This window comes from Actinokineospora enzanensis DSM 44649, assembly GCF_000374445.1.
Taxonomy (GTDB): Bacteria; Actinomycetota; Actinomycetes; order Mycobacteriales; family Pseudonocardiaceae; genus Actinokineospora; species Actinokineospora enzanensis.
This window is the reverse complement of sequence record NZ_KB894404.1, coordinates 22,468-40,523: the sequence shown is the minus strand read 5'-3', so window position 1 is coordinate 40,523 and position 18,056 is coordinate 22,468. Positions and strand designations below refer to the sequence as shown.

The window sequence follows — 18,056 nt, the reverse complement described above, 5'->3', positions numbered from 1 at the left end:
CTGCGAGCCAGAAGGCCGGACGACCGCGCCCACCACGTCTGCTCGACCGACGGTCGACACGGTGGCCCGCCCTGGCTGCCAGGTATCGGACGCGGTCCCAATCCTCCGAGGGCACTGCCGCGAATGACCGGTGGTCGACATTCCCGACGATCGGAGTCTCCTGGTGGCCACACGCCCTGTCGCGGCCGTTCTCGCCGATGTTGCCGAGCGGGTGCTCGGTGCGGCCCTGCCGATCCGGCTGCGGGCCTGGGACGGCAGTGAGGCCGGACCCGCGACCGGGCCGGTCGCCGTGGTGCGGACGCGGCGGGCGTTGCGGCGGTTGTTGTGGGACCCGAACGAGTTGGGGCTGGCGCGCGCGTATGTGTCCGGTGATCTCGACGTGGAGGGAGACCTGGCCGAGGCGTTGGCCCGGTTCTGGGCACTGACCAGGTCGGGACGGATCGGTCGGCCGACCGTGCGGGACAAGGTGGGACTTGTCGGGAACGCGTTGCGGCTCGGCATCGTCGGTCCGCGGCCCGCGCCGCCCGGGGAGGAGGCGCGGTTGTCGGGGGCGAAGCACACCAAGGTGCGGGACCGGGCCGCCATCGCGCACCACTACGACATGTCGAACGACTTCTACGCGAGTGTGCTCGAACCGAATATGGCGTACTCGTGCGGCTATTGGACATCCGACGCACCGGACTACACGGTCGAGGACGCGCAACGGGACAAGTTGGAACTCGTGTGTGTGAAGCTCGGGCTGCGGCCGGGCATGCGCATGCTGGATGTCGGCTGTGGTTGGGGCTCGCTCGCACTGCACGCCGCACGGCACCACGACGTGCACGTCACCGGGATCACGCTGTCGCAGCAGCAGCAGGAGTTCGTGCAGGCCCGGATAGAACGGGAGGGCCTGGGCGACCGGGTGGAGGTGCGGTTGCAGGACTACCGCGATCTCGCCGATGAGCCGTTCGACGTGATCGGCACGTTGGAGATGGGTGAGCACGTCGGCGCCGAGAACTACCCCGCCTACGCGGCCACCCTGTTCCGGATGCTCAAGCCGCAGGGCCGGCTGCTGTTGCAGCAGATGTCGCGCGGTGCGGTCGCGCAGGGTGGTGGGGCGTTCATCGAGACCTACATCGCGCCGGACATGAACATGCGGCCGGTGGGGCAGACGGTGGACATGCTGGAGAGCGCGGGCCTGGAGGTCCGGGACGTGGAGGCGCTGCGCGAGCACTACGTGTGGACGTGTCGGGCCTGGGGTGAGACCGTCGAGCGGAACTGGGGCGAGCTGGTCGCCCTGGCGGGTGAACAGACCGCCCGGGTGTGGCGGCTCTACCTCGCGGGGAGCGCGTTGGCGTTCGCGGAGAACCGGATCGGGGTGCACCAGGTGTTGGCTGTGCGGCCGACGGCGGAGGGGCTGTCCGGCCTGCCCAGGACCCGGGCGGAGCTGCTCGCGCGGGAGCCGGTGTGACGTTCCTGCTGTCCCTGGCCACCGTGGTCGTCGTGCTCGCGGCGACCTTCGCGGTGAGTGTGCGCCGGGGGAAGTACGACACGATCGATACCGTCTGGGGTCTCGGTTTCGCGGCGATCGCGGTGGTCTCGGCAGCGGTGTCCACAGGGGAGGCCCGGCTGCCCGTCGCGGCGATGACCGTCGTCTGGGGTGTCCGGCTGGCGGTCCACCTGCACCGCCGCAACCGGCACAGGCCCGAGGACCGTCGCTACGTCGCGATCCTCGCGAACGCCCCGGGCGACCCACGCCGGCACATGCTGCGCCGCGTCTTCCTCCCCCAGGGCGCGATCATGTGGTTCGTGTCGCTGCCCGTGCAGGTGGCCGTCAAGGGCGACCTGGGCCCGCTCACCTGGGTCGGCGTCGCGGTGTGGCTGGTGGGCCTGGTGTTCGAGACCGTGGGAGACTGGCAGCTGGCCCGGTTCACCGCCGACCCGGCCAACCGGGGAAGGGTGCTGGACACCGGGCTGTGGCACTACACCCGCCACCCCAACTACTTCGGCGACGCCTGCGTGTGGTGGGGTCTCTACCTGACCGCCTGCACGTCCTGGGCGGGCGCCGCCACCGTGCTCGCCCCGGTGCTCATGACGTACCTGCTCGCCAAGGGGACCGGGAAGCCGTTGACCGAGAAGCACCTGTCGGGCAGCCGCCCCGGCTACGCCGACTACGTCGCGCGGACCAGCGGGTTCTTCCCGCTGCCGCCCCGAAAACCTGGAGCAGGCACATGAACGTGGGAGAGCGGGTCGCCGACTTCACCCTCCCCGACGAGACCGGCACCGACCGCGCGCTGCGCGACTTCCTGAAGACCGGGCCGGTGGTCCTGTTCTTCTACCCGGCGGCGATGACCGGTGGCTGCACGGCGGAGAGCTGTCACTTCCGCGACCTGGCGGCGGAGTTCGCCGAGGTGGGGGCGCACCGGGTCGGGATCAGTCCGGACGCGGTGGGCAGGCAGGCCGAGTTCTCGGCGGTGAACTCGTTCGACTTCCCGCTGCTGTCGGACGTGGACGGGGCCGTGGCCACCCGGTTCGGGGTGCGGCGTCGGTTCGGGCCGTTGTTGACCAAGCGGAAGACGTTCGTGATCGAGACGGACGGGACCGTGTTGGCCGCGATCAAGAGCGAGCTGCGGATGGCCGTGCACGCGGACCGGGCGTTGGAAGTACTGCGGAACCGGCAGTCGAGAACGGCGTGATCGGGTGAACCGAGAGCGGCCCGTGCGCCGACGACGCACGGGCCGGGACTCTCAGCAGGCCACCCGTGGCCGGAGGATCTTGGTGGTCTTCACCGGCGCGCCGTCGACCGGGGCCGGGTCATCCGCGGTCGGCACGATCCCGCCCGCGGCGACCTTGTCCAACGTGGACAACCCGCGCTGGTCGACGGAACCGAAGACGGTGTAGTTGGGCAGCAGCCGGGAGTCGCCGTAGACCAGGAAGAACTGGCTGCCGTTGGTGTCCGGCCCGGCGTTCGCCATGGCGAGCAGCCCGCGCGCGTACAGCTTCCGGGTCCCGGTGGTGTCCCCCGGGTAGTCGGGGAGATCGGTGGGCAGCTCGTCCTTGTACTTGTAGCCCGGCCCCTTCTCCCCCGTCCCGCTCGGGTCCCCGCACTGCAACACCTTCAGCGTCGGGTAGGCGGTGAGCCGGTGACACGTGGTGAAGTCGTAGAAGTGGTGCTCGGTGAGGTGCAGGAAGCTCTGCACGGTGCACGGCGCCTTCGCCCGGTCCAGGGTCAGCCCGATCTGTCCCTGCGAGGTGGGCAGGTCCACCCGCACCCGGCCCCGGTCCGGCGTGTGCCGCGGGTCGGGCGGCAGCGGGACGGGACGGGCGGCGGGGTCGTCCGGGGTCGCCGTGTACTGGCACGGGCCCTTGGTGACCTTCGGCGGCCGCGGGTGGGCGTCGGCCGACGCCGCGCCGGGCACGAGCACGGCCGCGGACACCGCCAGTGCCGCCGCCACCACCCCTCGCATGAGCAGGGACGTCACAGGGTTCCTCCTTGTGCGGCGGCCGGGTCTCGACCGCCGACGGCGAGGGTAGGGCACGGTCCCGTCACCAGAACAGGTCCGACCGTCCACACCCGGTGGCGGCCGAACGGCGCAACCGGCCGCTACTTCGGCGGGGCCACGATGACGTCGGCCGGGACCGCCGTGTCCGTGCGCAGGGCGTCGAACAGGCGGGGTGCCTTCTTGTCGTCCCAGAGGACCACCGAGCCGACGCCCTTGACGGTCGGGGTGGCACCGATCGGGACCGTGGTGGTGACCAGGCCGTCGCCCGCGCCCATGGCGAAGGCGAGACCCGGCAGGTTGTGCAGGTGGTCGCCGTCGTCCAGGGTGACCGCGTCCGGGGCGCTGCCGAGCAGTGGGAACAGGCGGAACGGGTTGACCAGGGTGCCGAAGCTGGTGGCCTTGTCGGTCAGCGCGGCGATGAACTGGCGCTGCCGGATCACCCGGTCGAGGTCGGCGCGCGGGCCCTTGCGGGTGCGCACGTAGCCCAGGGCGTTGGCGCCGTCCAGCTCCTGGCAGCCCGCGGGGAGGTTGATGCCCGCGAGCGGGTCGTCGATCGGGGCGGGCAGGCACATCTCCACGCCGCCGACCGCGTCCACCACGTCCGCGAAGCCGCCGAAACCGATCTCGATGTAGTGGTCGAGGCGCAGGCCGGTGCTCTGCTCGACGGTCCTGGCCAGCAGGGGGGCGCCGCCGAAGGCGTAGGCGGCGTTGAGCTTGTTCTTGCCCTTGCCGGGGATGTCCCGGTAGGAGTCCCGCAGCAGCGACACCAGCGTCGGTTTGGTGTCGTTGTCCGGCAGGTGCATCAGCATGATCGTGTCGGTGCGCTTGCCCTTGGCGTCGCCGGTGGCCAGCCGGTCCTCGTCCGCGGCGGACAGGTCCTCCCGGCTGTCGGAGCCGACGATGAGCCAGTTGGTGCCCGCGCCCTGGGCGGGCCTGCCAGGGTAGTCGGTGAGCGCGGCGACGTGGTTGAGCGAGGTCTCCAGGTACACCCAGGTGCCGCCGATCAACGCGATGATCACCGCGAAGACGATCAGCGCGATCCGGCCCTTGCGCCGCTTGCGACGCGGCGGTGGCGGCGGGTGGCCCGCGCCGCGATCGGACGGCGGTCCGCCCGGGCGTGACGGCGGACGCGACGGGCCCTCGTGCCGTGACGGGCCCTGGTGGCGGGACGGCGGCTCGTACGGTGGCACGCGCTCCGGCACGTACGGCGGCGGGCGGTGTCCGCGCTGCTCGTCGTACGGTTGCGGCATCTTGCGCGTCGGGTTGTAGCGCGGCCGCCCGGGGCCGTTGCCCTGCCCGTAGCTCATCCGAGTCCCCCAACCTGGCACGTCACCGTGGCCTGTCCCCTCGCGTGGGTACCGTTCGACGGGATTGTCCCATCCCCTAGACGCGGCACGACGTCGTCGGTTGCCCGACAGGGGTCAGCGGCCGATGGCGAACTGGCGGACGCCCAGGTAACCGGACCGGAACCCGGCCTCGCAGTAGGCCAGGTAGAACTCCCACATGCGCCGGAACGTCTCGTCGAACCCGAGCGCCGCGACCCGGGGCCACCCCGCCAGGAACCGTTCGCGCCACAGCCGCAGGGTCGTCGCGTAGTCCTGGCCGAAGTCGCGGTAGCGCTGCACGCGCAGGTCGGTGTGCCCGGCGAGCGCGCGGTCGATCGCCTCGGGGGACGGGATGATGCCACCGGGGAAGACGTACTTGTGGATCCAGGTGTAGCTGCCCTTGGTGGCCTGCAGCCGGTCGTCGGCGATGGTGATGGCCTGCAGGCCGAACCGGCCCCCGGGTTTGAGCAGCCGGTCCACCGCGGCGAAGTAGGTGGACCAGTACCGCTCCCCCACCGCCTCGATCATCTCCACGCTGACCACCGCGTCGTAGCAGCCCCGGGCCTCGCGGTAGTCGCGCAGCAGCACCTGCACGCGGTCGGACAGGCCCGCGGCCGCGATCCGCTCCTCGGCCAGCGCCTTCTGCTCGGCGGAGATCGTCAGCGTGGTCACCCTGGCGCCGCGCTCGGCCGCGCGCACGGCCAGCGAGCCCCAGCCGGTGCCGATCTCCAGCACCCGTGTCCCCGGGCCGACGGCCGCGTAGTCGAGGACGCCGTCGAGCTTGCGCAGCTGGCCCGCGCGCAGGTCGGTCGAGCCGGGCTCGAACAGGGCCGACGAGTAGGTCATCGTCTCGTCCAGGAAGACCGAGAACAGGTCGTTGGACAGGTCGTAATGCCTGCGGATGTTGCTGCGCGAGCCGGTGACCGTGTTCTCCTCGGTGGTCGGCTGGCGCCGCTCGGCGAGCCTGCGGAAGCGTTGCAGGGCGGGCGGGACCAGGGTCGCCATCCGCGCGGAAAACTCGGTGAGCAGGTCGGGCAGCGCGGTGGTGGTCCAGTCGCCGACCATGTAGGACTCGCCGAAGCCGATCTTGGCGTCGGCGCCGAGCCGGTGGAAGAAGGAGTCCGGGCGGTGCAGCCGCATGACCGGGGTGTCCGGGCCGCCCGCGCCGACGCGGCGGCCGCCGGGGTAGACGACACGGACGGGCAGTGTCCGCACGGCGTTGTGGAACAGGGCCTGCGCGATCCGGGCGCGCGCGGGGCTGTGCGGCGTGGTGAACAGATCCCCCCACTGTGGGACGGACAGTGTCGGCCGGACACGGGTGTCGGTCATCGGACTCCTTCTCGGGGAACGTGTCTGGGGCGCGGGACGACCGGGATCCGCCGCAGCCACAGCGCGATGCCGTGTGCGCGGATCGACGCGGTGACCCGGTGGGGCATCAGGGGCTTGCGCATCACGGCGCGCGCGACCGCCGCCGTGGTCGCGGGGGCCCGGGTGCCGACCATGGACGCGGTGAACGGTGTCGTCCCGTTCTGCCGCAGGGTGATCGTCAGCGCCAGCCGCTCGTTGGGCCGGGGCAGGCGCATGAGGTAGTGGCCGCCCATCGCCAGGAACGGCGAGACGTAGAACTCCTTGTCGACACTGTCTCGCCCGGCCTCGTCCGTCCGAAGCAGATAGCAATGCCGTTCACCGTAAGTGTTGTGCACCTCGGCGACCACGCAGTCGAGCGCGCCGGTGGCGTCGTGTACCCAGAAGACGGTCAGCGGGTTGAACACGTATCCGAGCACGCGCGCGTTGGTGAGCATCAGCACCTGCCCACGAACCTCGATGCCTTGGCCTGCCAGCCACCGCGTCAGGTTGTCCTTGATGGACAGCGCGGGGTCGCCGAGATGGTCGCGTGCGGCGAACCGGGCGAACGGGCGCAGCCAGCGCGGCAACCGAGGCAGGTCGTCCAGGTCGACCAGCCACATGTACACCGAGTGCTCGAACCGGGTCTTTATCCGCTCGTGCCGGATGTGGCGGACCCGCGCGTGGTACAGCGCGGCGGACGTCACCGCCGACCACACCCGAGCGACTCGGCCGCCCGCACACCCGACAGACACCCGTCCTCGTGGAAGCCCCAACCGTGGTAGGCACCCGCGTAGGCCAGTGTTCCGTCGTTCAGCTCGGGCAGCCTGCGTTGGGCGGCAAGGCTTTCCGGGGTATAGATCGGGTGCTGGTAGACCATCCGGCGCAGTACGCGGTCCGGGGCGACGCGCTCGTGCGAGTTGAGCGTGACGACATAGTCCTCGGGCTCGGCGAGGCCCATCAGCCGGTTCATGTGGTAGCTCACGCGCACCGGCCCATCGCCGGAGTCGCACGCGGGTTTGAGGTAGTTCCACGAGGCGCGGGCGCGCTCGGCGCGGGGCAGGACCGAGGTGTCGGTGTGCAGCAGGGTCTCGTTGGTGGAGTAGTCGATCGCGCCCAGCACGTCCCGTTCGGCGGCGGTCGGCTCGGCCAGCAGCCGCAGCGCCTGGTCGGGGTGCGTGGCGACCACCACGTGCCGGAACTCGCGCACGCGGTCGGCGTCGTCGCGCACCTCGACCCGGTCGGCGCCGCGCCGCACCTCGCGGACCGGCGTGGACACCGACACCGAGGTCAGCTGCTTGGCCACCAGGTCGACATAGGTCCGCGAGCCGCCCACCACCGTCCGCCACTGCGGCGAACCGGACACGGCCAGCATCCCGTGGTGGTCGAGGAACCGGAACAGGTACCGCGCCGGGTAGCGCATGCTCAGCTCCGCGCCCGCCGACCACACCGCGGACACGACCGGGATCAGGTAGTGGTCGACGAAGTACCGGGAGTAGCCACCCACGGTCACGAACGCGCTCAACGGGAAGTCCGCCGACTCCGGCGCGCGCAGCACCCGGCGGGCGTGCAGGAAGAACCGCTGGATCTCGACCAGCATGCGCAGGTACCGGGGCCGCCGCAGGCTCGCGGGCTGGGCGAACACGCCGAGCAGGCCGCGCGCGCCCGCGTACTCCAGGCCGCAGCCGTCGCAGCGCACGCTCATCGACATCTCGGTGTCGCGGGTGGTCACGCCCAGCTCGCCGAACAGCCGCAGCAGGGTGGGGTAGGTGCGGTCGTTGTGCACGATGAACCCGCTGTCGACCTGGGTCACCCGACCGTCCGGGGTGGGCAGGTCGTGCGTGTGCGCGTGCCCGCCGAGCCGGTCGTCCGACTCGAACAGGGTCACGTCGTGCCGCCGTTGCAGCAGGTGGGCGGCGGTGAGTCCGGAAACCCCGCTCCCGATGACCGCCACCTGCCGCCGATCGCCACCCGTCACGGGGCCTCCTCTAGAGCGGTATGCGCAACCCTCCCGGTGAGGGCTGCCGCATGGCATTCGTAATCCGGGGGTCGTCCGGTTGGGTCGCCAGCGCACCCAGCGCGAAAGCGGTCACCATCCGGGTCCACCGGACGGCGCGGCGGAGCATGGCGTGCCGCTCGCCGTGCACGTCGAAGCGCGCCACCCGGTCGGTGACGTCCTTGGCGCGGCGGGCGTACTGATAGGACGCCCGCGGGTCGGTGGTGCGGTCGAGCAGGCCGTGCGCGATCAGCACCGCGCGGCCCGCGAGCTGCTCGACCGGCTCGTCCGGCTCGGTCCACGGCGCCAGCGCGCACACCGCGACCACCGCCGGGTCGTCGGCCACGCGCAGCGCGACCCGGCCGCCCATGGAGTGCCCGACCAGCACCACCGGCACGTCGCCGTACTCGCGGCGGATCTCGCCGAGCGCCCAGCGGGCGTCCCGCACGGGGTCCAGGTCGGGTTCGTTCCAGCCGCGGACCCGGTTGCGCAGCAGCCGGACCGTCACGCCGTGCCGCGCGCCGTTGGCCGCGATGTCCCGGGCGAAGGGCACCATCCGCAGGTAGGCGAGCTGGTGACGGGTCACCGGGGCGTGGCTGTGCTCCCGTCCGCCGTGCAGCACGAGGACCGCCGCGCGCACGGCCGCGGGCGCGGTGGCACCGTACGCGGCGAGGTGGGGGCGGGGCGGGATCGGGTCGGTCACAGCACAATCTTCGCGCACGGCCCGGTTTCGGCTTGGTGAGCGGACGGCCGCCGGGGCTGTCGGTAGCGCTCGGTAGCCTGCCCGGCGTGACCGAGCATCGCCAGATCGAGACCGCAGCGGGCGCGTTCGACGCGCTGGTCGCGGGCCCGCCCGGGGCCCGGCCGGTGCTGCTGCTGCACGGCTTCCCGCAGGCCGCGGTGGCCTGGGAGCACCAGGTGGGCGTACTCGGGCATGCCGGGCTGCGCGCGGTCGCGTTCGACCAGCGCGGCTACTCCCCCGGTGTGCGCCCGGCCGAGGTGGCCGACTACCAGGTGGACGAGCTGGTCGGGGACGTGCTGGCGGTGGCCGACGCGCTGGGCTGGGTGGAGTTCGACCTGGTCGGGCACGACCTGGGCGCGGTGGTCGGCTGGCACGTGGCGGCCGAGCGGCCGGATCGGCTGCGCACGTTCACCGCCGTGTCCGCGCCGCACCCGGCGGCGCTGGCGGCCGCGCAGCGCGAGGACGAGGACCAGGCCCTGCGCTCGCAGCACGTGCCGCTACTCAAGGACCGCTCGGCCGAGCGGCGGCTCTCGGCGGACAACTCGGCCGCGCTGCGCCAGCTGTTCGAGTGGCGGATCCCGGGGTCGGCGATCGAGGACTACGTGACGCGGCTGTCCGAGCCGGGCGCGCTGACCGCCGCGTTGAACTGGTTCCGCGCCGAGCGGTGGAACGTGGCGCCGGACCTGGTGTCCGTGCCGACGATGTACGTGTGGGGCACCGAGGACGTGACGGTCGGTTCCACGGCCGCGTTCGGCTGCGCCAAATGGGTGAATGGTCCATACCGGTTCGAGCTGGTCGAGGACGTCTCGCACTGGGTACCGGAGGAGGCTCCCGACCTGATGACGGGCCTGCTACTCGATCATCTGCGGTAGTGCCCTCTACGCTCTGCCCATGGCGGTCGCCGGGGTGGCGGGTCTGCTGCTCGCCGCGGGCGGGGGCAGGCGCTTCGGCATGCCCAAGGCGCTGGCGCCGCACCGGGGCGGGCTGCTCGTCGAGCACGCGCTGAGGGCGCTCGCCGGGTGCGCGCCGCGGGTGGTCGTGCTGGGCGCGGGCGCCGAGCGGGTGCCGCCGCTGGACGCCACCACCGTGCTCAACCCGGACTGGCCGACCGGCCTGGGATCGTCGCTGCGCGTGGGTCTGGCCGCGCTCACCGGGACCGACGCGGTGGCCGCGGTCGTGCTGCCCGTCGACACCCCCGGGATCGGGGTCGCCGCGGTGCGCAGGCTGGCCGCCCTGGCCGCGCCGGACGCGCTGGCCCGCGCCACCTACCGGGGCGAACCCGGGCACCCGGTGCTGATCGGACGCGCGCACTGGGCGGGGGTCGCCGAGCTGGCCGTCGGCGACGCGGGTGCGCGGGACTACCTGGCCCGACACCCGGTCACCGGCGTCCCGTGCGCGGACATCGCCGACGGGGCCGACGTGGACCGGCCCGAACAACTCACCGAACAGTGCCCACGCGGAACCCAAGGAGACACACATGCAGGCTGACGTCTACGGCGAGCAGGTCCTGGCCCATCTCGCCAAGGTGGGCGAGCACAACGCGGACACCCTGGAGGACGTGTCCGACCTGGTGCTCGCGGCCATCCGGGCGGACGGCCTGGTGCTGACCGCGGGCGCGGGCCACTCGCTGGCCGCCGTCGCCGAGACGTTCTTCCGCGCGGGCGGGCTGGCCTGCGTGCGGCCGCTGTTCACCGAGGAGCTGCAGGTGTTCGGCGGCGCCCGGCGGGCCACCGCGGCCGAGCGGCGGCCCGGCCTGGCCCGGTCGGTGTTCGGCATGGTGCCGCTGTCCGGGCACGAGGTGCTGTTCATCTTCTCCAACTCGGGCATCAACCACTACCCGGTGGAGCTGGCGGTGACCGCGCTGGCGGCGGGCTGCCCGGTGGTGGCGGTGACCTCGCCCGCCGCGTCCGCGGACACGCTGCCGCGGGCGGGCACGAAGCTGTCGGTGAACGCCACGATCATCCTGGACACGCTGACCGGGCCGGGGGACGTCAGCTACCCGGTGGACTCGCCGGTGACCGCGTCGCTGTCCACGCTGAGCAACGCCTACCTGTGGAACCAGGTGCTGGCGCGGGTGTTCGACAAGGCCTCGGCGGCCGGCGTGGAGCTGCCGCTGTGGCGCAGCTCCAACGTGGAGGGTGGCGACGCGGCGAACGCGGGACTGCTGGAGCGCTACGGCGACCGCGTCCCCCAGCTGGGCTGATCCGCCCCTGGCGGGCCGGTTCGTCCCGGCCCGCCAGGGTTTCCCCTCGGTCAGCCCCGGCGGTCCCACCGCACGTGGCGCGTGCCCAGCGACCAGCCGACCACGGTCCACACGACCAGCACCGCGACCGGCTGCCAGAGCCCCAGCGCGGGCCCGCGCACCAGGTCGGCGACGGCGCCGCCGGGAAGCAGCAGGATCCAGCGGGTGACCTGGCCCGGGTCGGTGGCCAGCAGCCAGATCGCGCCGCCCAGCCCGGCGAAGAAGAACGGCGCGGTGGTGATCTGCGCGGCCTCCGGGGTGGCGGTGAACGACGAGGTCAGCAGGGCCGCGGCCGCGTTGACCGTGACGCCGCCCAGCACCGCGGCCGCGTAGGGCAGCGGGTCCGGGGCCGGGGCGCCCGCGATCAACGACGCGGCGGTCAGCAGCAGGCACTGCACCAGGCCGAGCGCGACGAAGGGCGCCAGCACGCCGCCGAGGATCTGCACGTCGGACAGCTCGCCGGTGCGCAACCGCTTGAGCGAGAGATCCTGTCGGCGCCCGGCGAACGCGGTGGTGGCGCTGATGTAGACGGTCAGCGCCTGGGCGGCGACCAGCTGCAGGGTCAGCGTGAGGTCCCAGTCGGGAACGCCGGTGCCGAACAGCAGGAACGCGCCCATCACCAGCGGCAGCAGCAACGCCATGCCCGCCGTGGTCTTGTTGCGCAGCAGCTGCAGGATCTCCGAGCGGGACAGCGCTATCACGCCGTTCATGCCGCCACCGCCTTCTCGCGGACACCGTGGAACACCTCGGCCAGGGACGCGTGGTTCGCCTTGAGCCGGGACAGTTGCAGGTCGCGCGCGGCGGCCCAGGACAGCAGGACCGTGAGGTCGTCCTGCAACGCGCGGGTGCGCACTTCGACGCGTCCGGCGGCGAGCGCCTCGCCGTCCACCGAACCGACCAGCGCGGGCAGGTCGCCCGGGGTGAGACCGGTCGGGCGGTCGAAGGTGATCCGGGACGCCTCCCGCTCCAGCACGTCGACCAGCGAGCCGGAGACCGCGATCCGGCCCTCGTGCATGATCGCCAGCCGGTGCGCGAGGTGCTCGGCCTCCTCCAGGTAGTGGGTGGTCAGCAGGACGGTCGTGCCGCGCGCGACGAGGCCGCGCAGCAGCGCCCAGGTCTGTCGCCGGGACTCCGGGTCCAGGCCGGTGGTGGGCTCGTCCAGGAACAGCAGCTCCGGGTCGCCCAGCGTCGCCACGGCCAGGTCGAGCCGCCTGCGCTCGCCCCCGGAGAGCCTGCCGACCCGAACGTCCGCGCGCCCGGTCAGCCCGACCGAGGCCAGCGCCTCGTCCACATCGGACGGCCGGGACACCAGCGAACGCCACAGCCGCAACGTCTCCACCACGGTCAGCTCCCCGCCCGACCCGCTGTCCTGCAACAACACCCCGGTGCGGGGCCGCACCCGCGCGCGGTCCGCGTCCGGCCGCAGCCCGAACACCCGCACCTGCCCGTCGGTGGGCGAACGCAGCCCCTCCAGTACCTCCAGCGTGGTGGTCTTCCCCGCGCCGTTGGTGCCCAGCAAGGCGAACAGCTCCCCCGAGCCGACCTCGAAATCGATCCCCCGCACGGCCTCGAACGCGCCATACGCGCAGCGCAGGTCGTGCACCCCGATCACTGCCTCTCTCATGCGGTCCAGCCTGTCGGGCCGGGCGGGCGCGGACCAGGATCGGCGATCAGCAGTTCCCGGGCCATCCACCCGGGTCCGCCGTGACAAATGTCAGCTCCCCGTCCCGCGACGGGTCACCCGGCGTTCCCGCTCGTTAGATTCACGGTGTGGACCGACGACCGTCACCGCTCGACCGGGTGCGCCGCTACACCTGGCTGACCCTGGGCTTCACGGCGGCGATCTTCACCCTGACCCTGGTGTTCAGCCTGTCCACCCGCCTGATGGGCGCCCCACAGGCGATCGTCCTGGGCGTCGTGGCCTGCCTGCTGGCGCCCCAGTACGTCCGGTTCAGCGCGTTCGGCATGCCCGGCCTCGGCAAGGCGACCGCACGCCCCGGCGAGATCCCGGTGACCGTGGCGCTCGCCGTCGGCGCCTGGCTGTGGGTGGCGGCGGTCCTGCCCGAGGCGGTCATCTTCACCTTCATCCCGGCCTTGATCCTCGGCGCCCTCATCGCCGCGGACCGACCGATCCGACGCTGGCCGGTGTCCTTGGCCGCCGGGATCGCCCTCGCCCTGGCAGGCCTCGCGGTCACGACGGCGGCGGGCCACGCGGCGAACACCGGATGGCTGGTGGTCATCACGATCACCGTCCCCCTGATCACGGCCACCAACGCCCTGCAGATCTGGCTCTGGTCCGTCGTCCGCCAGCTCGACGAGGCCCGGCACATGGCGGCCGAGCTCGCGGTGGCCGAGGAACGTCTCCGGTTCGCCACCGAGCTGCACGACATCCAGGGCCACCACCTGCAGGCGATCGCGTTGAAGGGCGAACTCGCCGAACGCCTCATCGGCCACGACGACGCCGCCGCTCGCGTGCAGGCATCGGAGCTGACCGAACTTGCCCGGACCGCGTTGCGCGAGACCCGTGCGGTGGTGCACGGGTATCGACGATCGAGTCTGTCCACCGAGATCGGAAACGCGGTGGATATCCTGCGCGCGGCCGGAATCAGCGCGACAGTGCGCGGGGACGCGGCCGAGGTACCGCCGCCGTTGCAACCGTTGTTCGGGGCGTTGGTGCGGGAAGGGACCACGAACGTGCTGCGGCACAGCACCGCGACGGAATGCGCGGTCACGGTCGCCATCGCCGACGGCCGGGTGCGGGTCGACGTCCGGAATGACGGCGTGCGCGCTTCGGCGGTGGTTCCAGGGAGCGGCATCCTGGGCTTGCGGGAACGGTTCGCGACCGTGGGCGGTGTCGTTCGTGCGGAGTGCTCGGATGACGCGTTCCGGTTGACCGGTGAGGCGGTGACGCCGTGATCCGGGTCGTGCTCGCGGACGACGAGGACCTGATCCGGGGTGCGTTGGCCGCGCTGCTGGAGCTGGAGTCGGATATCACCGTGGTGGCGCAGGTCAGCGATGGGGACGCCGCCGTGGCCGCGGTGGCCGAGTTCGCACCGGATATCGCGGTGCTGGACCTGGAGATGCCGCGGCGGGACGGGGTTGCCGCCGCGCGGGCCATCGGTGCCGGGACGGCTGTGGTGATCGTGACCCGGCATGCTCGGCCCGGGGTGCTGCGGCGGGCGTTGGCGGCCGGGGTCCGGGGGTTCGTGCCCAAGACGACCCCGGCCGCTCGGTTGGCCTCGATTCTGCGGGATGTGCATGGTGGGGGCAGGTATGTGGACTCGGAGATCGCCGCCAGTGCGTTGACGGCGGACAGCTGTCCGTTGACCGGGCGGGAGCTGGAGGTGCTCCGGTTGACCCGGGGTGGGGGGTCGGTTCAGGACGTCGCGCAGGAGGTGCACCTGGCGCATGGGACCGTTCGGAACTATCTCTCCTCGGCGATGACGAAACTCGGTGTGACATCACGGCATGACGCCGCCCGGAAAGCCTGGGAGGAGGGCTGGATCTGACCGGCGGCCCTGTCATGCGGCCGGGGTGAACTGGGTGTTGTAGAGGTCCGCGTAACGGCCACCGAGGGCAAGCAGCTCGTCATGAGTCCCGCGCTCCACCACACTTCCCTCCTCCACCACCAGAATCAGATCCGCCGCCCGGATCGTGGACAACCGGTGCGCGATCACCAACGCGGTCCGCCCCACCAAGGCATCCGCCAACGCCTCCTGCACCGCCACCTCCGACTCGGAATCCAGATGCGCGGTGGCCTCGTCCAGAATCACCACCCGAGGCTGCGCCAACAGGATCCGCGCGATCGTCAACCGCTGCCGCTCCCCACCGGACAACCGATATCCCCGCTCCCCCACCACCGTGTCCAACCCTTCCGGCAGTGAATCGAGCACAGTGGACAGTCGAGCCCCGCGCATGGCCGCCACCAGCTCCTCGTCCGTGGCATCGGGTCGCGCGTAGGCCAGGTTCGCCCGGATCGTGTCGTGGAACAGGTGCCCGTCCTGGGTGACCACCCCCACCGCGCCCCGGATCGCCGCGAACGAGAGATCCCGGACGTCGACCCCGGATAACCGCACGGCCCCGGAATCGACGTCGTACAGCCGGGGCACCAGGCTCGCGATGGTCGACTTGCCCGCCCCCGAAGGCCCCACCAGTGCGACCATCTTCCCCGGCTCGGCGGTGAACGACACCCCGTGCAGGATCTCGTGCCCGCCCCGGCGATCCAGCACGGCCACCTCCTCCAACGACGCCAGGGACACCTTGTCCGCCGCCGGGTATCCGAAGTGGACACCGGAGAACTCCACCGACACCGGGCCGTCGGGCAACGGCCGGGCGTCGGGTTTCTCGGCGATCGCGGGGGCCAGGTCGAGGACCTCGAAGACGCGTTCGAAGGACACCAGGGCCGTCATCACGTCCACGCGGACGTTCGCCAGTGCGGTCAGCGGGGAGTAGAGGCGGGTCAGCAGGAGGGCGAGCGCGACCACGGTGCCGGGCGCCAGTTCGCCGGTGAGGACCAAGTAGCCGCCGAGCCCGTAGACCAGCGCCTGGGCCAGGGCCGCGACCAATTGCAGGCCGGTCATGAACCAGCGGGCGGCCATCGCGGTGCGGATGCCGATCGCGCGGACCCGGTCGGCCCTGCCGCCGAACTCCTCGGCCTCCGCCTCGGGGTGGCCGAAGAGCTTCACCAGGGTGGCGCCGGGCGCCGAGAACCGCTCGGTCATCTGGGTGGTCATCGAGGCAGACAGGCCCGCCGCCTCGCGTTGCAGGTCGGCCATGCGCCTGCCCTGGCGCCGGGACGGCAGGACGAAGACCGGCAGCAGGACCAGGGCGAGCGCGGTGACCTGCCACGACAGCGTCATCATCACGCCAAGCGACAGGACCAGCTGGATCACGTTGCCGACCAGGCCGGAGAGCGTCGACGTAAACGTCCGTTGGGCTCCGACCACGTCGTTGTTCAGTCTGCTGACCAGCGCGCCCGTGCGGGTGCGGGTGAAGAACGCCACCGGCATCCGCTGGACGTGTTCGAAGACGGCGCGGCGCAGATCGTAGATCAGACCCTCGCCGATGCTCGCCGACTGGCTGCGCTCGGCCAGGCCCAGGCCCGCGGTCAGGATCGCGAGCGCGGCGATCGCGACGGCCAGCCAGACCACGGTGGCGACGCTCTCGTGATTGACGAACGCGTCTACCACCCGGCCGGAGAGCAGCGGGGAGGTCACGCCCAGCACCGACGAGATCACCGTGAACAGCAGGAACAGCAGGAGCCGCGGCCGATGCCGGGCACTGAACCGGAACACCCGCCGGACCGTGCCCTTGCGCACGCCACGCGGGGCGTCCGCCGCCCGGATAGCGCCCATCATCACCCTGCGCGGACTGTCCATGCCCGATCCCCTTCCAGCCGACCCACGCCTCGATGATCCCGGCGCGCAACCATCAACGCCGCGAGCGGGTCCGGCATGCCCCGGACCGACCCGCGCGGCGACCCTCGGTAGCCTTGCCACCGGGGGACGCACGGGGGAATCGCCCGTGCGCGCACGGGGAGGACACCAGGGTATGGAGCGGGCCCCGGCACGCCGCGCACGCGCGCTCGACCTGACCGTTTACACCGGCGCGACGGCATTCGCCCTGGTCACCGCGTTCGCCTCGGAGTTCTACGGCTACCGGGTGTGGGCGAACTTCGCCACCCCGGCCTACCTGGTGGCACTGGCGCTCACCCTGCTCGGCATCGGGTCGCGCTGGCTGCCGGTGTGGATCAGCGCGGCGGTCGCCACCGTGGCGCCGTTGCTGTACCTGTCGTTCCGGCGGGATCCCGGGTTCACCTGGGGGCCGTGGCCGTGGTCGTTCCCGTCGCAGCCGGAAGTCTGGGTGATCGAGCGGTCCGCGCGCTCACTGCTCGCGCGCGGCACCCCGTACCTCGACCTGGCCACCCTCGGGCCGACCCCGCACGCCGACGACTACACCCCGTACGGCCCGTCGATGACGCTGTTCGGGTTCCCGCGCGCGCTGTTCGGCGACCACCCGCTGACCGACGCGCGGGTCGCCTTCCTGGTGGTGACCGCGGCCGCGCTGGTCGCGGCCTGGCTGGTCGCGGGCAGGCCCGCGGTGCCAGCGCGCGCCGGTCAGCTGCTGATCGCCAGCCCGCTGACCGCGCTCACCCTGGCCGTCGCAGGCGACGACGTCGCGGTGCTGGCACTGATCGTGCTCGCCTGCGCGCTGGCCTACCGGGGCGTGCCCGCGGGCACGCCGAACCAGGCACCGCGGGTACCGGTGAGTCCATGGTGGACGGCCGGGGCCGGGGCACTGGCCGCGGTCCTGGTCACCATGAAGCTGACCGCGGTGCCTGCCGCCGCCGTGCTGGCGATCGGCGTGCTGGCGAGCCGAGGGTCCCGCGCGCTGGCGGTGTTCCTCGGCTCGCTGGCCGTGGTGGGCGCGGCGATCGTGCTGCCGGTCCTGCTGGTCGACCCGACCGCGTTCGTCGAGCACGTGGTCAAGTTCCCGGTCGGGCTCGGCCGGGCGTCCTCGCCCGCGTCGAGCCCGCTGCCGGGCCACCTGCTCGCCGGTCTCGGGCCGGTCGGCCACACCGCCGCGCTGGTCCTGTTGGGACTCGCCGCCTGCGTGGTCGCCTGCTGGGTTGCCGTCCGTCCACCCCGGACCGCGGCGGACGCCGTACTGCGCGTCGCGGTGGGGCTGGGCGCGGCGATCGTGCTGCTCCCGGCGACCCGCTGGGGCTACCTGGTGTACCCGGTGGCGCTGCTGGGTGCCGCGCTCGCCTTCGCCGCCGCGCGGGTCCGGGTGGGGACCGGGGAGCCCGCATCGGTGGTCGGTTCCAGTGCTGATACCACAGTGGACACCAGCTCGGCTGCCACAGCGGTCGGCCCCGTGCCCGGCGCCGACGACACTGTGGACCGCTCCCGCCCGGGGTGAACCG

18 protein-coding genes are annotated in these 18,056 nt (G+C 72.4%); 9 read left to right on the top strand and 9 right to left on the bottom strand.

What is annotated here, in order from left to right:
- Positions 1 to 163: 163 nt before the first annotated feature.
- Genes C503_RS0102945 through C503_RS0102935 form a run of 3 tightly spaced genes read left to right on the top strand, consistent with a single transcriptional unit; the run spans position 164 to position 2,675 of the window.
- Positions 164 to 1,450 carry a class I SAM-dependent methyltransferase gene (locus tag C503_RS0102945; RefSeq protein ID WP_033400177.1) on the top strand — a complete coding sequence of 429 codons (1,287 nt, stop codon included), beginning with the start codon at positions 164 to 166 and terminating at the stop codon, positions 1,448 to 1,450.
- On the top strand, positions 1,447 to 2,214 hold the full coding sequence (locus C503_RS0102940) for a DUF1295 domain-containing protein (protein ID WP_018680706.1): 768 nt from the start codon (positions 1,447 to 1,449) through the stop codon (positions 2,212 to 2,214). The genes C503_RS0102945 and C503_RS0102940 overlap by 4 nt, the downstream gene beginning before the upstream one ends.
- Complete coding sequence (locus tag C503_RS0102935) at positions 2,211 to 2,675, top strand: peroxiredoxin (RefSeq protein WP_018680705.1); 465 nt, start codon at positions 2,211 to 2,213, stop codon at positions 2,673 to 2,675. The genes C503_RS0102940 and C503_RS0102935 overlap by 4 nt, the downstream gene beginning before the upstream one ends.
- Positions 2,676 to 2,726: 51 nt before the next feature.
- On the opposite strand, the gene C503_RS0102930 is transcribed toward C503_RS0102935, so the two are convergent.
- The 6 genes from C503_RS0102930 to C503_RS0102905 form a co-directional block, all read right to left on the bottom strand.
- Positions 2,727 to 3,446: a peptidylprolyl isomerase gene (locus C503_RS0102930; protein ID WP_026315921.1), complete on the bottom strand. Its 720-nt coding sequence runs from the start codon at positions 3,444 to 3,446 to the stop codon at positions 2,727 to 2,729.
- Positions 3,447 to 3,583: 137 nt separating this feature from the next.
- A complete protein-coding gene (locus tag C503_RS0102925; RefSeq protein ID WP_018680703.1) occupies positions 3,584 to 4,789 on the bottom strand; it encodes an LCP family protein in 1,206 nt (401 codons plus the stop codon).
- Positions 4,790 to 4,903: 114 nt separating this feature from the next.
- Positions 4,904 to 6,136: an SAM-dependent methyltransferase gene (locus C503_RS0102920; protein ID WP_018680702.1), complete on the bottom strand. Its 1,233-nt coding sequence runs from the start codon at positions 6,134 to 6,136 to the stop codon at positions 4,904 to 4,906.
- Entirely contained in the window at positions 6,133 to 6,858 is a 726-nt protein-coding gene (locus C503_RS0102915) for a DUF1365 domain-containing protein (protein ID WP_026315920.1), read from the bottom strand. The genes C503_RS0102920 and C503_RS0102915 overlap by 4 nt, the downstream gene beginning before the upstream one ends.
- Entirely contained in the window at positions 6,855 to 8,129 is a 1,275-nt protein-coding gene (locus tag C503_RS0102910) for an NAD(P)/FAD-dependent oxidoreductase (protein WP_018680700.1), read from the bottom strand. Before C503_RS0102910 ends, C503_RS0102915 begins: the two co-directional genes overlap by 4 nt.
- A gap of 10 nt (positions 8,130 to 8,139) precedes the next feature.
- A complete protein-coding gene (locus tag C503_RS0102905; protein WP_018680699.1) occupies positions 8,140 to 8,850 on the bottom strand; it encodes an alpha/beta fold hydrolase in 711 nt (236 codons plus the stop codon).
- Between the two features lie 86 nt (positions 8,851 to 8,936).
- On the opposite strand from C503_RS0102905, the gene C503_RS0102900 reads away from it, so the two are divergent.
- Genes C503_RS0102900 through C503_RS0102890 form a run of 3 tightly spaced genes read left to right on the top strand, consistent with a single transcriptional unit; the run spans position 8,937 to position 11,092 of the window.
- The gene (locus tag C503_RS0102900) at positions 8,937 to 9,761 is read left to right on the top strand and encodes an alpha/beta fold hydrolase (protein WP_018680698.1); all 825 of its coding nucleotides are present in this window, start codon (positions 8,937 to 8,939) and stop codon (positions 9,759 to 9,761) included.
- 19 nt (positions 9,762 to 9,780) lie between these two features.
- Positions 9,781 to 10,377: a nucleotidyltransferase family protein gene (locus tag C503_RS0102895; protein WP_018680697.1), complete on the top strand. Its 597-nt coding sequence runs from the start codon at positions 9,781 to 9,783 to the stop codon at positions 10,375 to 10,377.
- Positions 10,367 to 11,092, top strand: coding sequence for a sugar isomerase domain-containing protein (locus C503_RS0102890; protein ID WP_018680696.1), 726 nt, complete (start codon positions 10,367 to 10,369; stop codon positions 11,090 to 11,092). Before C503_RS0102895 ends, C503_RS0102890 begins: the two co-directional genes overlap by 11 nt.
- Positions 11,093 to 11,142: 50 nt before the next feature.
- Here C503_RS0102890 and C503_RS37660 read toward each other — a convergent pair whose 3' ends face one another.
- Complete coding sequence (locus C503_RS37660; protein ID WP_018680695.1) at positions 11,143 to 11,841, bottom strand: ABC transporter permease; 699 nt, start codon at positions 11,839 to 11,841, stop codon at positions 11,143 to 11,145.
- Positions 11,838 to 12,755 carry an ABC transporter ATP-binding protein gene (locus C503_RS0102880; protein WP_033400162.1) on the bottom strand — a complete coding sequence of 306 codons (918 nt, stop codon included), beginning with the start codon at positions 12,753 to 12,755 and terminating at the stop codon, positions 11,838 to 11,840. The genes C503_RS37660 and C503_RS0102880 overlap by 4 nt, the downstream gene beginning before the upstream one ends.
- 146 nt (positions 12,756 to 12,901) lie before the next feature.
- On the opposite strand from C503_RS0102880, the gene C503_RS37655 reads away from it, so the two are divergent.
- Together C503_RS37655 and C503_RS0102870 are read left to right on the top strand one after the other, a co-directional pair.
- Positions 12,902 to 14,047 (top strand): sensor histidine kinase, encoded by a 1,146-nt coding sequence (locus C503_RS37655; protein ID WP_018680693.1) that lies wholly within the window; start codon positions 12,902 to 12,904, stop codon positions 14,045 to 14,047.
- Positions 14,044 to 14,640, top strand: a complete 597-nt coding sequence (locus tag C503_RS0102870; RefSeq protein WP_018680692.1) for a response regulator transcription factor — start codon at positions 14,044 to 14,046, stop codon at positions 14,638 to 14,640. Before C503_RS37655 ends, C503_RS0102870 begins: the two co-directional genes overlap by 4 nt.
- A 12-nt stretch (positions 14,641 to 14,652) precedes the next feature.
- On the opposite strand, the gene C503_RS0102865 is transcribed toward C503_RS0102870, so the two are convergent.
- Complete coding sequence (locus C503_RS0102865; protein ID WP_018680691.1) at positions 14,653 to 16,509, bottom strand: ABC transporter ATP-binding protein; 1,857 nt, start codon at positions 16,507 to 16,509, stop codon at positions 14,653 to 14,655.
- Between the two features lie 172 nt (positions 16,510 to 16,681).
- Between C503_RS0102865 and C503_RS37650 the strand changes: the two genes are divergently transcribed.
- Entirely contained in the window at positions 16,682 to 18,052 is a 1,371-nt protein-coding gene (locus tag C503_RS37650) for a glycosyltransferase 87 family protein (protein WP_018680690.1), read from the top strand.
- Positions 18,053 to 18,056 lie beyond the last annotated feature (4 nt).

Excerpts from the sequence above, each read along its gene's own strand:
- C503_RS0102935 (WP_018680705.1), top strand. The coding sequence starts at position 2,211 with ATGAACGTGGGAGAGCGGGTCGCCGACTTCACCCTCCCCGACGAGACC.
- C503_RS0102930 (WP_026315921.1), bottom strand. The coding sequence starts at position 3,446 with ATGCGAGGGGTGGTGGCGGCGGCACTGGCGGTGTCCGCGGCCGTGCTC.
- C503_RS0102925 (WP_018680703.1), bottom strand. The coding sequence starts at position 4,789 with ATGAGCTACGGGCAGGGCAACGGCCCCGGGCGGCCGCGCTACAACCCG.
- C503_RS0102920 (WP_018680702.1), bottom strand. The coding sequence starts at position 6,136 with ATGACCGACACCCGTGTCCGGCCGACACTGTCCGTCCCACAGTGGGGG.
- C503_RS0102895 (WP_018680697.1), top strand. The coding sequence starts at position 9,781 with ATGGCGGTCGCCGGGGTGGCGGGTCTGCTGCTCGCCGCGGGCGGGGGC.
- C503_RS0102890 (WP_018680696.1), top strand. The coding sequence starts at position 10,367 with ATGCAGGCTGACGTCTACGGCGAGCAGGTCCTGGCCCATCTCGCCAAG.
- C503_RS37660 (WP_018680695.1), bottom strand. The coding sequence starts at position 11,841 with ATGAACGGCGTGATAGCGCTGTCCCGCTCGGAGATCCTGCAGCTGCTG.
- C503_RS0102880 (WP_033400162.1), bottom strand. The coding sequence starts at position 12,755 with ATGAGAGAGGCAGTGATCGGGGTGCACGACCTGCGCTGCGCGTATGGC.
- C503_RS0102865 (WP_018680691.1), bottom strand. The coding sequence starts at position 16,509 with ATGGACAGTCCGCGCAGGGTGATGATGGGCGCTATCCGGGCGGCGGAC.
- C503_RS37650 (WP_018680690.1), top strand. The coding sequence starts at position 16,682 with ATGGAGCGGGCCCCGGCACGCCGCGCACGCGCGCTCGACCTGACCGTT.